The 15,056-nt window shown below is 58.6% G+C and carries 17 protein-coding genes; 5 read left to right on the top strand and 12 right to left on the bottom strand.

What is annotated here, in order from left to right:
• Positions 1-62: 62 nt before the first annotated feature.
• The 3 genes from HOP51_RS10480 (at position 63) to HOP51_RS10470 (ending at position 2,533) form a co-directional block, all read left to right on the top strand.
• Positions 63-866 (top strand): IclR family transcriptional regulator, encoded by an 804-nt coding sequence (locus HOP51_RS10480; protein WP_234273858.1) that lies wholly within the window; start codon positions 63-65, stop codon positions 864-866.
• 30 nt (positions 867-896) lie between these two features.
• Positions 897-1,691 (top strand): IclR family transcriptional regulator, encoded by a 795-nt coding sequence (locus HOP51_RS10475; protein ID WP_234273857.1) that lies wholly within the window; start codon positions 897-899, stop codon positions 1,689-1,691.
• A gap of 95 nt (positions 1,692-1,786) precedes the next feature.
• Positions 1,787-2,533 carry an SDR family NAD(P)-dependent oxidoreductase gene (locus HOP51_RS10470; RefSeq protein ID WP_234273856.1) on the top strand — a complete coding sequence of 249 codons (747 nt, stop codon included), beginning with the start codon at positions 1,787-1,789 and terminating at the stop codon, positions 2,531-2,533.
• Between the two features lie 309 nt (positions 2,534-2,842).
• Here the strand turns inward: HOP51_RS10470 and HOP51_RS10465 are convergent, their stop codons facing one another.
• The gene (locus HOP51_RS10465; RefSeq protein ID WP_234273855.1) at positions 2,843-4,039 is read right to left on the bottom strand and encodes an NADH:flavin oxidoreductase/NADH oxidase; all 1,197 of its coding nucleotides are present in this window, start codon (positions 4,037-4,039) and stop codon (positions 2,843-2,845) included.
• A 270-nt stretch (positions 4,040-4,309) separates the two neighbouring features.
• On the opposite strand from HOP51_RS10465, the gene HOP51_RS10460 reads away from it, so the two are divergent.
• Positions 4,310-4,633: a hypothetical protein gene (locus HOP51_RS10460; RefSeq protein ID WP_234273854.1), complete on the top strand. Its 324-nt coding sequence runs from the start codon at positions 4,310-4,312 to the stop codon at positions 4,631-4,633.
• 58 nt (positions 4,634-4,691) lie between these two features.
• On the opposite strand, the gene HOP51_RS10455 is transcribed toward HOP51_RS10460, so the two are convergent.
• The 6 genes from HOP51_RS10455 to HOP51_RS10430 are packed head-to-tail and all read right to left on the bottom strand — an operon-like array spanning position 4,692 to position 9,639.
• On the bottom strand, positions 4,692-5,291 hold the full coding sequence (locus HOP51_RS10455; protein ID WP_234273853.1) for a malonic semialdehyde reductase: 600 nt from the start codon (positions 5,289-5,291) through the stop codon (positions 4,692-4,694).
• A gap of 31 nt (positions 5,292-5,322) precedes the next feature.
• Complete coding sequence (locus HOP51_RS10450; protein WP_234273852.1) at positions 5,323-6,663, bottom strand: TRAP transporter large permease; 1,341 nt, start codon at positions 6,661-6,663, stop codon at positions 5,323-5,325.
• Positions 6,660-7,241, bottom strand: coding sequence for a TRAP transporter small permease subunit (locus HOP51_RS10445; protein ID WP_234273851.1), 582 nt, complete (start codon positions 7,239-7,241; stop codon positions 6,660-6,662). The genes HOP51_RS10450 and HOP51_RS10445 overlap by 4 nt, the downstream gene beginning before the upstream one ends.
• 49 nt (positions 7,242-7,290) lie before the next feature.
• Positions 7,291-8,412 (bottom strand): C4-dicarboxylate TRAP transporter substrate-binding protein, encoded by a 1,122-nt coding sequence (locus HOP51_RS10440; RefSeq protein ID WP_234273850.1) that lies wholly within the window; start codon positions 8,410-8,412, stop codon positions 7,291-7,293.
• Positions 8,413-8,471: 59 nt separating this feature from the next.
• Positions 8,472-9,413 carry a dioxygenase family protein gene (locus tag HOP51_RS10435; RefSeq protein ID WP_234273849.1) on the bottom strand — a complete coding sequence of 314 codons (942 nt, stop codon included), beginning with the start codon at positions 9,411-9,413 and terminating at the stop codon, positions 8,472-8,474.
• A 49-nt stretch (positions 9,414-9,462) separates the two neighbouring features.
• Positions 9,463-9,639, bottom strand: coding sequence for a hypothetical protein (locus tag HOP51_RS10430; RefSeq protein ID WP_234273848.1), 177 nt, complete (start codon positions 9,637-9,639; stop codon positions 9,463-9,465).
• A gap of 162 nt (positions 9,640-9,801) precedes the next feature.
• On the opposite strand from HOP51_RS10430, the gene HOP51_RS10425 reads away from it, so the two are divergent.
• A complete protein-coding gene (locus HOP51_RS10425) occupies positions 9,802-10,695 on the top strand; it encodes a LysR substrate-binding domain-containing protein (RefSeq protein WP_234273847.1) in 894 nt (297 codons plus the stop codon).
• Here HOP51_RS10425 and HOP51_RS10420 read toward each other — a convergent pair.
• From HOP51_RS10420 to HOP51_RS10400, 5 genes are all read right to left on the bottom strand, one after another.
• Positions 10,670-10,843: a hypothetical protein gene (locus HOP51_RS10420; protein ID WP_234273846.1), complete on the bottom strand. Its 174-nt coding sequence runs from the start codon at positions 10,841-10,843 to the stop codon at positions 10,670-10,672. The genes HOP51_RS10425 and HOP51_RS10420 overlap by 26 nt on opposite strands.
• 74 nt (positions 10,844-10,917) lie before the next feature.
• Positions 10,918-11,727: a sulfite exporter TauE/SafE family protein gene (locus HOP51_RS10415; RefSeq protein WP_234273845.1), complete on the bottom strand. Its 810-nt coding sequence runs from the start codon at positions 11,725-11,727 to the stop codon at positions 10,918-10,920.
• A 164-nt stretch (positions 11,728-11,891) separates the two neighbouring features.
• Positions 11,892-13,415 (bottom strand): tripartite tricarboxylate transporter permease, encoded by a 1,524-nt coding sequence (locus tag HOP51_RS10410; protein WP_234273844.1) that lies wholly within the window; start codon positions 13,413-13,415, stop codon positions 11,892-11,894.
• On the bottom strand, positions 13,415-13,882 hold the full coding sequence (locus tag HOP51_RS10405) for a tripartite tricarboxylate transporter TctB family protein (RefSeq protein ID WP_234273843.1): 468 nt from the start codon (positions 13,880-13,882) through the stop codon (positions 13,415-13,417). Before HOP51_RS10405 ends, HOP51_RS10410 begins: the two co-directional genes overlap by 1 nt.
• Before the next feature lie 75 nt (positions 13,883-13,957).
• Positions 13,958-14,986, bottom strand: coding sequence for a Bug family tripartite tricarboxylate transporter substrate binding protein (locus HOP51_RS10400; RefSeq protein ID WP_234273842.1), 1,029 nt, complete (start codon positions 14,984-14,986; stop codon positions 13,958-13,960).
• Positions 14,987-15,056 lie beyond the last annotated feature (70 nt).

Raw genomic sequence — 15,056 nt, 5'->3', positions numbered from 1 at the left:
TTCTGTTTCCGTTCGTGCGAACATACGAGAAAATCGGTCGAACTATTATGCAGGAGTAGCTCATGGCAAAAGACGGTCGCAGCGCACGGGGCATCAAATCCATTACGGTCGGAGGACGACTACTGCAGGCGTTGATAGACGCATCCACCCCCCTGACCCTACGGGAAATTGCCGCCAAGGCTGAAATCACCCCGGCACAGGCCCATGCCTATCTGGTAAGTCTCAAACGTGTCGGCATGGTGGTTCAGCAGTTTGAGTCGGGGCCTTATCTGCTGGGATCCTTTGCGCTTCAGGTCGGGCTTGGCCGGCTGCGGAGCCTGCCGACTTTCCGTCGCACCAGCACGCTGTTGAAGGAGCTCTCGTCCAGCCTGAACGTCATGTCCGTCCTTTCGGTCTGGGGTGCCAAGGGGCCAACCGCCGTGATGGTCGTGCAGGCCCGGGACAAGCGCAGCGACCTAAACATCCGCATGGGCACACGATTTTCGGTACTGAACTCCGCCACGGGTCGAGTCTTCGGTGCCTTTGGGGAACATCAGCAGGTGGAAACACAGCTAAGACTCGAACAGGAGCGCAACCCGCCCCCCAACTATCAGGCGGATGTGCATTGCATGGTGGAATACTGGGAGCAGATCGAGGCGATCCGAGAACAGGGCTTCAGCACGATCGAAGGCGCAAGAGTACCGGAGATCGACGCCGTGGCGGTCCCGATCTTCGATGAGCATGATGCTTTCGTAGGCGTAGTGACCTGCATAGGCCACACCGACATCTTGGATACCGATCCCGCTGGCGAGAGCATCCCCACCATCTTAACTGGCGTGCGCGCTATGCACTCAGTGAAAACTCAACTCGTCGCACGCACAGCCTAAACCTCTCTCTGAAAACAGCGAAGAAATCTCATGTCAAGCAAGACGCAGAACTTCGAAGGGCGCGGCGTTCAATCGATAGAAGTTGGCACACAACTTTTGGATGCACTTGTCGCCCACGGCGAGCCTATGATGCTCAAAGAGCTGGCCGCAGCGGCCGGTATCGTGCCCGCTCAAGCCCACCCTTATCTGGTCAGCTTTCGGAAGCTTGGCATAGTAGAACAAAGCAGCCAAACCGGACGCTACCAGTTAGGCCCCTTTGCGCTTGATCTTGCCATCACGCGTATGCGAACCGTCGACCCGATGCAACTGGCTGGGCAAGCGGTGATCGATCTTTCTTTGAGGACCGGACTGACGGTGCTGCTGTCAGTATGGGGCGCCTTCGGTCCGACCGTTGTGGTCGTGCACGAAGGCGAGGACCAGATTCACATGAATACGAAGGTCGGCACGGTATACTCGGTCACCGGGACCGCAACGGGCCGCGTCTTTGCAGCCTACCTACCCGCAGAGCTATCCCAGCCATCCATGCCGCCCAAGTTGCCGAAATTCTTCCTCCAGCGCTGCGTGGGCACACCACAACCCTATGACGAGCAAGACATCGCCATGATCCGGGAGACGGGCATTTCCTCGGTGCCTAACCCTCCTGTGCCTGGTATCAACGCCATCGCTTCTCCAGTCTTCGATCATCTAGGGCAGATACTCGCCGTGATTACTCTGGTAGCTGACGCCCGCGTTCTTGACAAATCTTCCACCTCTCCTTTCGCCCAGACCCTAACCGAAGCAACACGCAGATTGTCAGCTGAGCTCGGCTACTGGGACGAAGAGTGAACGCCGCCATATTGTCTAATTGCGAACATGTTATCTAAAGTATAATCTTCGGTATATTGAGCCGCTTGGCCCACATACGCGAGGAGATTCATCAGGTGAAATTAAAAGATAGACTGGCCATCGTAACGGGGGCCGGACAAGGTGTTGGCGCCTGCATCGCCAAGGGTCTTGCCAAAGAGGGGGCGCGGGTCATTCTCGTTGATATTCGGCTGGAGAACGCCGAGAAGACGGCCGAGGAGATCCGTAGCATTGGAAGCGAGGCCTGGGCCTATGCTCTGGATGTCACGAATGCCGAGGCCTGTATTGCACTGGCGGAAACCGTCGATCAACACGGTGACGTGTCGTTGCTGGTCAACAATGCGGGTGTCTGTCCACGCAATACGATCGATAGCCCCGATGTCCGTGAGACATGGGCATTAGGCATGAACGTCAATCTCGACGGCACACTCAACATGATTCTTCCCTTCGTGCCTACGCTGCGAAAGACCAAAGGTGGAATCATCAACATGGCATCTATTGCTTCCTTTGTTTCGACAGCCACATCGATCTCCTACTCGACCTCGAAATCGGCAGTGAAGATGCTGACCCAGAACCTCGCAGCTGAGCTTGGCAAGGACGGGGTACGTGTCAATGCCGTGGCCCCTGGCACGCTGGTTACTCCGATGACCGAGGCCACCCGCAACAATGACGAGCGGCGGGAGCGCTTTCTATCGCGCATTCCGATGGGGCGCTTCGGCGACCCAAACGAAATCGTCGGCCCAGTGGTCTTTCTCGCCTCGGACATGTCGTCTTATGTGACTGGCACAACCATCGTCGTGGATGGCGGTTACCTGACCACCTGAAACGATGGAAGGCCTGGTACACGCACCAGGCCTTCTGGTACACGGCCACGCTCGCCTCATATGACTTGCGTGTCTCGACCAAACAGGGAGTAATCGCGTCGAGGAAAACCTTGGCGAGCTCCTATGTCTGGGCCACGATGTCGCAGGCATAGAGCTCAGCCGCCTCTTCCCTGTTGCGAAACCAGAACTCAACGATTCCGTCCACCGGCACTTCGTCACAGGTGACGCCTTCCATGCGCGAGCCGTGGTAGCGTTCGATTACGAGAGGCTGTCAACAAGCCAAACCGCCTGACCTGCTCTTTCTCCTCTTTATCCATCTTCTGATGCGTCATTCTCGGGTGTGCGCAGGCGATCCAGCACCTTGTGTCTACGGACTAGCCACTCGCGGTGTTGCAACGGCCAGGCGCTGTAATCCCCAGGCCCGCTCAGCGAACGCGTCGCTTCAGCGGGCCAATAGGGCGTACGCAACACCTCGCGGCCGAGCGCGACCAGATCCGCCTTGCCGCTGGCCACGATCTCATTGGCCTGCTCGGGTGTCAGGATGATACCGACGGCCTGTGTGATGATCCTGGCACGGTGGCGCACCTCCTCGGCGAAGGGCACCTGAAAGCCAATGCCGCGAGGCACGTTGCTGCGCCGCGTCTCTTCAGTAAGCCCGCCCGAGGAGCAATCGATCACGTCGACACCGACCGCTTTCAGGGACTGGGCCAGTGCCACGGTATCCTCCATTCCCCAACTACCTTCTGCTCCATCGAGACAGGACAGCCGAGCAAACAGGGGTTTGTCGTTTGGCCAGACCTCACGCACCGCTTGCGCCGTTTCCACCGCAAAGCGCATCCGGTTTTCCCGCGGTCCACCATATGTGTCGGTTCTTTGGTTCGAGAGGGGCGACAGAAAACTGGCTAGCAAGTAACCATGGCCGAAATGCAGTTCAATCACATCGGCGCCCGCCCTTTCGGCCCGCCGGGCAGCCGCCACGAAATCCTCCCGGATCTCGTCAATCTCTTCCAGCGTCAGCGCCTCGGGCTCGGACCATTCGCCACTGGCCGCGATGGCGCTTGGCCCCACACGGCGCCAGGCGAGGCCGCTGACGTCGAGCGCATCGGTGCTTAGCGCTCTCCCCCCTTCCCAGAGGGGCTCGGAAAAAGCCTTGCGCCCCGCATGGGCCAGTTGGATACCAAAGGCTGCGCCGTTGGCATGGGCGAAATCGCTTAGTCGCTTCAACCCCGGCACATGATCGTCGGACCAGATTCCCAGATCCGCGATCCCGACTCGGCTGTCACTGCTGACTGCTGTGCTTTCGGTAAGCACCAGTGCCGCACCACCCAGGACGAACTTGCCGTAATGGACGATGTGCCAGTCCTGCACAACCCCATCTACCGCAGAGTGCTGACACATGGGCGAGACAACCATACGGTTCTTTAACGTCAGTCCCCGCAAGCTCAATGGCTGGAGAAGGGCAGGTTCATTCTGTGCCGCGGCCTTAATCGTATTAGGCTCTGTCATGCTACCTTCCTCATAAAACTCGATATTTTCGAAGATGGTTGTATTTGACGAACTTATAGCGCCGTTGCGTCAATAACAAGCGTGGACGTCTCGGGGAACTGGGCGACGCCTGGCAGGAGGACAAGGTTCATCTGCCGCTGACCGTAAGCCTCAACGACGAGGAGTGCGGCGAGCCGGAGGCCAGCCCCGACATGATCTTCAGCTTCCCGCAGCTGGTCGCCCATGCGGCCAAGACCGCCTCGACGCAGGCGCCATGTCGAGAGCGGTAACGTGACCTTCATCGTTTTCGTGGTAGAGTCATTCACGTCAACCATCGAACGTCAGGCAGGAGGCCGAATGTTTCAGCGCACAAGGAAAGTGGCATGTCCCGAATGCAATGGCAGCAATTTCTGGCACGGCAATCCGAAACCAACGGACGTGCTCGTCTGTCGTTATTGCAGCGCCGCCGTCATCACCTATGCCAAGTATGTAGAGCAGGCGGCCCAGCATGAGGCCGAGCGACTGCTGGCGGAGTTCATCGAGACCGACATCTCGCGTGATCTCGCCCACCTCAAGGCTGTATTGGCAGCCACCGGGCCCAGGCCCAGCCTTTGAGCCCGATCGCAACGGCCACCTTCGGGTGGCCGTTTTCGCATACCCCGCCAAGCCGGAACTACAGTAGCAGGCAGGCCTGCTCGAAGGAGAGGCGCGGACCGCGCGGATGCAGCTTGGCCGTGTCGCCGTAGCCTAGATTGCACAAAAAATTGCTGCGATAGTTGGGGTAACGCTCGGCGAAGAACAGCCCGTCGACCATGTCGTTGTCGAAGCCGGAAAGCGGACCCACATCGAGCCCCAGCGCTCGCGCCGCCAGGATGAAGTAGCCACCTTGCAGGCTGGCGTTGCGAAAGGCGGTCTCCTCCCGGTAAGGCTCGTCGCCGACGAACCAGGCCCTGGCATCCACATGGGGAAAGAGCTCCGGCAAGTGGTCGTGGAAGCGACGGTCGTAGGCGAGAATGGCCGTTACCGGCGCCTCCGCCACCTTGCGCCGATTGCCCTCCTTCAGCGCGGGCATTAGCTTCTCCTTGGCCTGCCGGGTGCGCAGGAACAGGATGCGCAGCGGATTGCAATTGACGCTGGTGGGCGCCATCCTGGCCAAATCGTACAGCTCGCGCAGGGTGGCATCCTCGACGGGACGATCCCGCCAGTAGGCGTGCGTGCGTGCCTCCCGAAACAGCTGGTCGAGCGCCGGCTGGCTCAATACCCCTGAAATCATGTCGTCTCTCCTTGTCGTCGGTCGTTGCGGTTCAGTAGCGATAGGCCAGATAGGTGGAAAGCACCGGGAACAGCGCCAGGATGAACAGCACCACCAGCATCGCAGCGAAGAACGGTACGACCCCCTTGAAGATCTCCTTGACCGGCACGCTGCGATCATTGAGCGCCGCGTTGACCGTATAGACCGAGATACCGAACGGCGGTGTTATCAGACCGATTTCCACTGCCACCACGGTAATCACGCCGAACCAGATCAGGTCCATGCCGAAGAACTGGGCGATGGGCAGCACGATGGGCAGCACGATCAGCATGATCGACACCGAGTCGATGATGCAGCCCATCAGGATCACCACCAGCAGGTAGAGAAAGAGGAAATGATAGGCGGTCAGTTCCATGGCCGTGACCCACTGGGCGATGGCCATCGGCAGGCCGGTCAGCGCCAGCATGCGGCTGTATAGCGAAGCGGCGAGAATCAGGAACAGGATCGAGACCGCCACGTGCCCGGTCTCGCCCAGCACCTGATAGAACTTGGCCGGGCTGAGGCGACGCTTGAGCAGCGCCAGCAGCAACGCACCGCAGGCGCCCACACCGCCAGCCTCCGTCGGCGTGAAGAAGCCGCTGTACAGACCACCCAGCACCAGGGCCATCAGCGCCAGAATGGGCACCAGCTTGAACGCCAGCGACATGCCCGACTCCGCCTCGCGCTCGGCGCCCCCCGGCGGAGCCCCACCGTTCACGCTGGCCGCTCCCTGCATCATGAAGCCGGGTCGCAAATAGGCGAGCAGCAGGATCGTGATGCAGAAGGTCACCGCCAGCAGAATGCCGGGGATGATGCCGGCAATGAACATGCGCCCCACCGACTGCTCCGCCAGCACACCGTAGACGATCATCAACAGCGACGGAGGAATCAGCATGCCAAGCACGGAGCTGCCCGCCACCACACCGACCGAGAACTTGGGCGTATAGCCGTGGCGGCGCATCTCCGGCACCGCCACCTTGGTGAACACCGCCGCCGAGGCCACGCTGATGCCGGTGATCGAGGCGAAGATGCCGTTGGCGCCGACGGTGGCCACACCCAGCCCACCGCGAATTCGGCGGGTCAGCCACTGAAAGACATCGAAGGTGTCCCGGCCTACGCCCGAGACCACCACCAGCAGGCCCATCAGCACGAACAGTGGCACCACGCCGTAGAGATAGCTGCTCAGCGAATCGTTAGCCGCAGCGGCTACCATGCGCGTGGCCAGCTCCGGGTTGCGCAGGGTCGAGATGGAAAGGAAGGAGACCAGCATCAGGGCGATGCTGATATGCATGCCGAAGTAGATCAACGCCAGCATCAGGCCCACCGCCACGATACCGATTTCGATGCCGCTCATGAGCGCTCCTCCTCGGCGTCCGGCGCGGCGCCCTTGACCGCCCACACCAGAGCCTGGAGCGCCAGCAGCAGATACTGCAGCAGGGTGATGGCCGCACAGGCGATCACCACCAGGCGGATGGGCCAGACGGGAAAGGTGAACACCCCCTCCACGCCCATGAACTGATTGCGCTCCCAGGCGCGCAGAAAGGTGGGCAGCGCGCCCTGGTAGACCACCATCAGCATGTAGGCTCCCGCCAGGTAGAAGAGTGTCTGCAAACCGTGGCCGATGCGCGGATGGCGCACGGTGAAGCCCTGGATAAAGATATCGGCCTGGGCCATGCGGCCGTGGCGCAGGGTGCTGGGCAGCTGCAGGAACACGATCATGACGATGGAGGCCGCCACCAGTTCTGCCACGCCGGCAATGGGCTTGTTGAGCAGGTTGCGCGACAGCACGTCCACTACGATCATGGCCATGATCGAGAAGATCAGTAGCGAACCCACCGCATTGAGTCCATCCACCAGGTAGCCGAACAGGCTATTGTGATGGCCGCCGCCGAGCCGACGCCCCAGCACCAGCGTCTTGAAGGAAAAGGTCATTGCCCCGACTCCTCAGGCCCGGCCGGCAACGCCGACCGAGCGTTGCCGATCAGTTGCGGTCCCAGGCCAGTTCCGGCTCGTGGCCACGCTCGCGCATGGCATCCATGTAGGTATTGAGGAGTTCCCGGGCAGGCAGGCCGCGCCCTTCGTTGCGCTCGACCCATTGCTGCGCCAGGCCGGGCATGCCGTCGATCCACTGCTGACGCTCCGCGTCGGAGAGCGCCTGGACCTGCACCGGCGTGCTCTGATCGGCACCCAGCTCGACCATGCGCTCGAGCGAGCTCTCGTAGCGTTCGGCCAGGTCGCGGCCGTGGGCGCGGGTGTAGGTCTCCCCAGCTTCCTTCAGGGCCTCCTGCACCGGCTCCGGCAGGCCGTCCCAGGTGAACCGATTGATGGCAAGCCCCCCGGAGAAGACCACGCCGAGATTGACCTGGGTGACGTAGGGCGCCACCTCGTAGATGCGCGCCGGCAGGTTGCCCGTGGCAAGCCCCACCACACCCTGGGAGACACCAGTCTGGATGTCGGTGTAGTAGCTCGCCAGGGTGCCGTCGACGGGCACCGCGCCGACTGGCTCGAGCCACACGCCGAGCACGCCGGGCGCGGAGATGCGCGCCCCTTCCAGGTCGTCGAGGCTCTCCACCGGGAAGTTGGTGTAGATGTCGTAGGTATCCGAGGCGGTCGCGCCGAGGAACACCAGGTCGTGATCCTCCCACTCCGCGCGGAACTCCTCTACCGAGCGCACCAGGTCATTCATCACGTCGAGCATCAGCTCAGGGTCACTGGTGGTGAACGGCGTATAGGCGCTGATCTGGGCCAGCGGCATGCGCGATGGCTCGAGATAGCTGAATACCCAGCCGATGTCGGCGATGCCATCCTGGATCGAGGTGAGCGTGGCGTTGGTGCCGTAGAGCTGGCCGGCGTAGGCTTCCGTCCAGCTCACTTCGTACTCGCCTTCTTCCGCCAGGATCTCGTTGACCTTGGGAATGAAGACCTCGGGAATCATGCCCACCCAGGGGATGGTGGTCGGGTGGCTCGAGCCCACGGTCAGGTCGATGGTCTCCACCGCGTTGGCACTGGCGGGAAGCAGGGCCGCGGCCAGCGTCATGACGCCCAGGGTCTTTACCGGCGATACGGTGAACGGTTTGACGGTGTTGTGCTTGGGATGTGTCATCGTTGGCGTCTCGTATTGGGGTTGTTGTTATGCTGCGGCGTCCTTGCGGGAGCCGCGGTTCAGGAATCGATGGGCGATGCCGGTAGCCGCGATACCCCGGGGGAAAGGTCGAAATCGACCTCGAGCGTGCAGTAGGGACCGTGCACATCGGGATCGGGCGCCCGACCGTCGTCGTGCATGGGAAATTCCATGGCCAGGTCGGCGCTGGTGACGCCGAACACACAGTCCGATTCGAGGAAGGGATCATCCTTGGGAAAGATCTGCGTCACCAGGGTCCGGTGTCCCTCGGCGGAAACGGTGAAATGCAAGTGCGCGGCACGATACGGATGGCGGCTCTGCGCCTTGAGCATTTCACCGACGATGCCGTGGGTGGGAATCGGGTAACTGGCCGGGCGAATGGTGCGGAAGTGATAGCGCCCCTCAGTGTCGGTGCGGAACTTGCCGCGCAGGTTGAGGGCCGGCTGGGAGTCGTCCTGGTTCTCGTAGAGGCCCTCCGGCGAGGCGTGCCACACTTCCACCAGGGCGCCCGACAGCGGCGTGCCGTCGCGGCTCGTCACCCGGCCGGAGACGAACAGCGGTGTGTCGCTCGCCTTCGGCGTATCCCGGGATATGTTGAAACCGAGCGGGTACTCCGGGTCCTTGCGGCTGTAGAAGGGCCCCAGCAGGGCCGGTGAGATCTGCTCCGGATCACGCTCCTGATTGAGAATCATCACCAAGGTGGAGAACCCTAGGGCGTCGGACATCACCATGGTTTCGTTGTGACGATCCCGCGTGAGATGGCCGAGCCGGGTCACGGCGTTGATGGCGGCCATGAACTCCTCCTCGCTCAGCTTCACCTCGCGGCCGAAGGCGTGCAGGTGACGAACCAGCGCCGTGAGGATCTCCCTCAGCCGGTCGTCCTTGGTATGGCTCATCGCCTTGAGCACGATCTCGGTGATGTCGTTCGGGGTCCGTGGGATGCCATGGGGCACGATGTCGTCTTTATTGGGCAATTCGAACATGGCTGGGCTCCTGTGCGGTCCGGGCTGGCAGCGCCGCCCGGCCGGTTGTTTATCGTTGTGTCATGGTGTCGTTGGTCGGCTGGCCGTCGAGCGGCATCAGGAAGTAATCGTTGAAGGAGATCCGGCCGACCAGTTCGCCGCTGAGGTCTTTGCCGTGCACCAAGATGGTGTCGGCGCCCGAGGTACTGATGGCGGTTCTTGGAATTGTCTCGCGCCCGATCTTCATGCTTTGGCTCCGTGAGACAGATTCAAGCGCACCATGCCGTGGCGGCATCCGCGCTCATGGTATGTAACGCGTCGTCGAAACAACATACGACCCGCAAATGATTCATGAAAATGGTAAATTTCCATCATTATCAGCGATGACATCGATCATAGGAGCCGCTTCATGGAGCTGCGTCACATGCGCTACTTCCTCGCCCTGGCCGAGACTCTCAACTTCACCCGCGCGGCGGAACGGGTGCACGTGACCCAATCCACCCTCTCCCATCAGATACGCCAACTCGAAGAGGAGCTAGGGCAGCCGCTGTTCGCCCGTGAGGGCAAGAAGGTATTGATCACCGAGGCGGGACGAGCCTTTCACGAACGCGTGGTGCCGATCCTCAAACAGGTCGACCAGGCCATGGGGGCACTCAAGGAGACGCCCGACGACCTGCGCGGCGAGCTGCGCATCGCCGCCACCCACAGCTTCAACGTACAACTGATTCCGCTGTGCCTTTCCGTGTTCATGCAGCGGCTGCCCCAGGTCAAGGTGGTGGTGGAGGAGCTTTCGGGCGACCAGATTAGCGAGGGACTGGTCAACGGCAATCTGGACCTGGGCATTTCCTATCGCCCCGCCATTCCCCGGGGCCTGCGCTTCGAGCCGCTGTACAACGAGGAACTCAAGCTGATCGTGGCCAGCCATCACCCGCTGGCCCGACGCAAGCGGCTGCGCATGGTCGAGCTGAACGGCGCGCGAATGACGCTGCTGGCGCCGCACTTCTCGACCCGGCAGTTGCTCGACGAGTGCTTCGCCGCGGCCGGAGCCCAGCCGCAGATCGTCGCCGAGCTCAACGCCATCTCGCCAATGGTGGAGCTGGTGAGACGCACCGACCTATGCAGCATCGTGGCGGAGAACGCCCTGAGCGACGAACCCGGCATCCGGGCCATACCGCTGGAGAGCCCGACGCCGATACGCACGCCGGGGCTGCTGTGGTCTCAGCAGGCGCAGCGCTCCCCCGCCAGCCGCTTCATGGCCGACACCATCCGTCAGGTGGTCAAGCAGGCGTCGTGGGGGCGCTAGGCTGCGCCGGCGCTTCGAGCGCCTCGATGTCGCTGATGTTCAGCTCGCGGCCGGTTACCGCGATGGCGCTCTGTTCCAGGAAGCACGCCCGCACCCGGCTGACGGTTTCCAGCACCAGGCCGTAACTACCGATGTCCGAGCGCGACATGGAGAGAAGGGAACGTTGACGTCCTTCCCCGCCTAAAGTCGGGAGAGGACGTCAAGGAAACGAAAGTGACGATATCAGGCAGTGAAGACCGTATACACCATCTGCAACGCCAGCCCCATCAGCATGACCGCGAAGATCCGCTTGAGCATCGCTACCGGCAGGCGATGCGCCAGCTTGGCTCCTACGGGCGCCAGCAGCATGCTGAAGGGCGCCATCAACAGCAGCGCAGGCAGGTAGACGAAGCCCAGTGCGGCATCCGGCAGGCCGGGTGTCCCCCAGCCATTGATCATGTAGCCCAGGGCGCCGGCCAACGCGATGGGCAGCCCCACGGCGGCTGAAGTACCGATGGCCATGGGCAGCTTGACGTTACACCAGGTCAAGAACGGCACGGTGAGCGAGCCACCGCCAATGGCGACCAGCGCCGAGATGCCACCGATCCCCAGCCCCGCGCCGCCGAGACCGACCGGCCCCGGAAGATTTCGTGTCGGCTTGGGTTTGAGGTTGGCCAGCATCTGTAGCGACATCAGAATCATGAAGCAGGCGAAGAAGATGGCCAGGCCCCGGGTTGGCAGCAAGGCGGCAATGAAGGTTGCCAGGAAGGTTCCCACCAGAATGCCGGGGGTCAGGTAGCGAACGATCTCCCAGCGCACTGCCCCATGGCGGCGGTGAGAGAGAAGGCTCGCCATGGAAGCGGGAATGATGGCGGCCATGGCCGTTCCCAGCGCCAGGTGAGCCAAATGTTCGTGCGGCACTCCCTGCATGACGAACAGTGCGGTCAGTATCGGCACCATGATGCCGCCACCACCGATGCCCAACAGGCCGGCCATGACACCGACCAACCCACCCAAGGCCACATAGGCCAACCAGACAAGCTCCACAGCCATTCCTCGCACAAGATCAGGGGGCGATCAAGCGAGCCAGTCTATCAGAAAGTCCTTCATACCACCCCAGCCAACGCCCTGCCCCGGCGAGGCTTACAGTTGGTGCACGCCTGCTCGAAGCCCGATAATGGCTCTGTATGTCGCATCATTTTTCTCCCCTTGTAGAGCTATGACTTATGGACCACATTACCGAAGCCTACTACTTTTCTAACAATTATTTTTATCAGAGGCATCATCAGCAATAAAAATGTAATTCCGAGCAATACCACACTCACAGGCCTATCGAGAAAAACTGTAATGTCGCCACGAGAGATAACCAGAGAACGACGTAAATTCTCCTCCATCATAGGCCCTAGGATGAACCCCAACAACACAGGTGCCGGATGGAATCGGAAACGCAACAAAACATAACCCAGCACGCCAAAAAACAACGTAAGAAATATATTGAACACACTATTCGAAACACTGTAGGAACCTAAGCAAATAAAGAAAATAACAGTAGGGTACAGAATTCTGGCCGGCACCTTCATAATCTTTATAAAAATCCCAATCATAGGAATATTGAGAACCAGCAACAATAGATTCCCTATCCAGAAACTAACAATCAAACCCCAGAACATAGCGGGCTCGTTCGTGATGAACTGGGGTCCGGGAGTGACTCCATGCATCATCATCGCCCCCAGCAGAATTGCCATTACTACGTCGCCAGGAATACCCAAGCTGAGAGTGGGTATGAAGGCAGCTTGTACAGAGGCATTGTTGGCAGACTCTGGTGCAGCAACCCCTTCGATGGCCCCCTTGCCAAATTTCGAAGGATTCTTGCTGACTTTTTTTTCCACCGCATAGGCCATAAACGATGCGATGCTCGGCCCAGCCCCAGGCAATGTACCAATAATAGAACCTAGGGAGGCACCCCGTAGGGTGGGACTGAATAGTGTACGCAATTCACCACGCGACGGTACCATTTCACGTAAAGGTACCTTATGCGCCACGGGCTGTGCAGCAATGCTACCGGGTTGAGTCATCTTGTTTATTATTTCTGCCACACCAAATAGACCCATGGCAATAGCTATCAGACTGATACCATCATAGAAATCGATAATCCCGAATGTAAACCGAGGAACACCAGAATTTGGATCCATTCCAACCAAGCCTAGAGCCAGCCCAAGAACCACCATGACAAGGGATTTTATCGTAGATCCGTTGGACAGTGTTGAGGCAGCCACTAGCCCAAGCAGCATGACCGAGAAGTATTCGGTTGAGTTGAAATTCAATGCAAATCGCGCAATGCTCGGGGCAAACCCCATGACCAATAAAATGGCAAAAGAGCCGCCGAGGAATGACGCCACGGCATTGATGAACAATGCCAGGCCCGCTCGCCCGCCTTGAGACATTGGATAGCCATCAAGAGCGGTTACTGCAGTAGATGGCGTCCCAGGAAGATTGAGCAAAATTGCCGTTACGGATCCGCCATACTGCGCTCCATAAAAAATACCAGCCAGCATAATCAACGCGACGGCTGGTTCTAGACCAAAGGTTAAGGGTAAGACTACAGAAATAGCCACCATTGGCCCAATACCAGGTAGCGCCCCTACAAAAGTACCAATGAATACTCCAGAGAAGCAAAACAAAAGAGCTTCCGGCGTAAAGGCAGTTTGTGCGCCTAGCATCAGGTTATCAAGAATATCCATTAGCCTAAGATTCCTGTCGAAAATAGCTCAAGAGGCAAACGGAGAAGCCTTATGAAAAGGAGGTAGCCAACTAAATTCAAGAAAAATATCGTCACCAACAGACTCATAACGGAGAGGTAATTCTTTCCGCCCATGTTACACAAAAAAACCATCGCCACAATGGCAGGAAACAACCCCAAGCGTTCGATTAAAATGGCGAAAACAAATATCGCCATACCAACCATAACGAGCCCACGGAAATTAAATTTATCTTCATGACAAGCCTCAGGCCTATCAAAAAAGCTTACCAACCCCAGAACTGCCATCACAACACCTATAATGAGAGGAAAGAAACCTGGTCCGATCCTACTCATACTCCCCATTGACAATCGTGTAGACAAATAAGCAACAAAAAGACCAAACAACAAGACAAGACAAGAAAATCCCATGTCTTTTTTTCGCGTTCTTGTTATCATATCTTTACTCACATCAGGAATATCAAGAAAACCAACCCTTAAAATAAACTCATGCCTGACAACATGTCAGGCATGAATCATTAGCTCTCAGTCGGCCTGCGCCTGGGCGCTATCAGCGATATTTCCCCACTTCGCAACCTCATCCGAAATGAACTGGCGCAAGTTGTCGGGAGCAACGTCACCATACTCGATACCGGTCCTTTCAAAGTACTCACGTACTCTTTCGGATGCCAAGCTATTTTCGACTGCAACTCTCAGGCGCTCAGTTACGTCATCTGCCATATCTGCTGGGCCAGCAAGCAAAAACCAAGCAACCAAGTCAAAATCTGGGAAAGTTTCTGCGATCGGAGGGACGTTAGGTGCCACACTTGAGCCCGCTACACCACTGACACCGATAGCTCTCAGCGTGCCCGCCTCGATATTGGGCAATGCGGCAACCGGATGGTAAAACATAAAGTCAACTTCACCAGACATCACTGCTGTCAGGCCTTCGGCTCCAGATCGAAATGGCACATGTATCATCGAGCCATCACTTTGGATATTCAATAACTCTCCCGCAAGATGGCCTGAAGTTCCGTTTCCTGCGGAAGCAAATATCACTCCACCATCCTCAGCTTTAGCTATCAGATCATCCAAAGAATGGAAATCTGAATCTCCACTGACGACTAGCAACGTGGGTGTGTACCCAACAAATGCTATAGGAGTCACATCTTTTTCGGGATCGTAAGGGTTGTCAGGATAGATTGCCTTATTGATTGCCAAGGTTCCTACAGTACCCATCGAGAGAGTATAGCCATCGGAATTAGACTGAACGACCTGCTGGGTCCCGATGCTACCACCAGCTCCCGCGCGATTTTCTATCACCACGGGCTGGCCAAGATCCTCGGCCATTACCTCACCCAACATTCGCGCAGTCTGATCGGTGGTAGTACCCGCTGCAAAAGGCACGACTATGGTTACAGCTCCGTCTGGAAAATTCTGCGCATGGGCACTTGAAATGGCTGCAACGCCTACAGCGAGTGAAGCACATGCAACAAGTTTCTTTATAGTAGTTTTCATACCGATACCTATAATTGTAAACATCAAGTGTTTAGGGATTGCTGTGAGTCTACTCACGTCACAATCCCTCTGGGCGTGCTTAATACTTTTAGTTAATCTCCTCTCATACTGATGTAGTGCTATATAT

The sequence above is a fragment of the Billgrantia zhangzhouensis genome, assembly GCF_021404465.1.
Classification (GTDB): Bacteria; Pseudomonadota; Gammaproteobacteria; order Pseudomonadales; family Halomonadaceae; genus Halomonas; species Halomonas zhangzhouensis.
Note: the sequence above shows the minus strand (reverse complement) of the source record. Positions and strands in the feature narration are given on the sequence as shown.

Bases quoted from the DNA above. Each gene is read 5' to 3' on its own strand.
- HOP51_RS10480 (WP_234273858.1), top strand. From the start codon at position 63: ATGGCAAAAGACGGTCGCAGCGCACGGGGCATCAAATCCATTACGGTC.
- HOP51_RS10475 (WP_234273857.1), top strand. From the start codon at position 897: ATGTCAAGCAAGACGCAGAACTTCGAAGGGCGCGGCGTTCAATCGATA.
- HOP51_RS10465 (WP_234273855.1), bottom strand. From the start codon at position 4,039: ATGACAGAGCCTAATACGATTAAGGCCGCGGCACAGAATGAACCTGCC.
- HOP51_RS10455 (WP_234273853.1), bottom strand. From the start codon at position 5,291: ATGATTTCAGGGGTATTGAGCCAGCCGGCGCTCGACCAGCTGTTTCGG.
- HOP51_RS10450 (WP_234273852.1), bottom strand. From the start codon at position 6,663: ATGAGCGGCATCGAAATCGGTATCGTGGCGGTGGGCCTGATGCTGGCG.
- HOP51_RS10445 (WP_234273851.1), bottom strand. From the start codon at position 7,241: ATGACCTTTTCCTTCAAGACGCTGGTGCTGGGGCGTCGGCTCGGCGGC.
- HOP51_RS10440 (WP_234273850.1), bottom strand. From the start codon at position 8,412: ATGACACATCCCAAGCACAACACCGTCAAACCGTTCACCGTATCGCCG.
- HOP51_RS10435 (WP_234273849.1), bottom strand. From the start codon at position 9,413: ATGTTCGAATTGCCCAATAAAGACGACATCGTGCCCCATGGCATCCCA.
- HOP51_RS10430 (WP_234273848.1), bottom strand. From the start codon at position 9,639: ATGAAGATCGGGCGCGAGACAATTCCAAGAACCGCCATCAGTACCTCG.
- HOP51_RS10425 (WP_234273847.1), top strand. From the start codon at position 9,802: ATGGAGCTGCGTCACATGCGCTACTTCCTCGCCCTGGCCGAGACTCTC.
- HOP51_RS10420 (WP_234273846.1), bottom strand. From the start codon at position 10,843: ATGTCGCGCTCGGACATCGGTAGTTACGGCCTGGTGCTGGAAACCGTC.
- HOP51_RS10415 (WP_234273845.1), bottom strand. From the start codon at position 11,727: ATGGCTGTGGAGCTTGTCTGGTTGGCCTATGTGGCCTTGGGTGGGTTG.
- HOP51_RS10410 (WP_234273844.1), bottom strand. From the start codon at position 13,415: ATGGATATTCTTGATAACCTGATGCTAGGCGCACAAACTGCCTTTACG.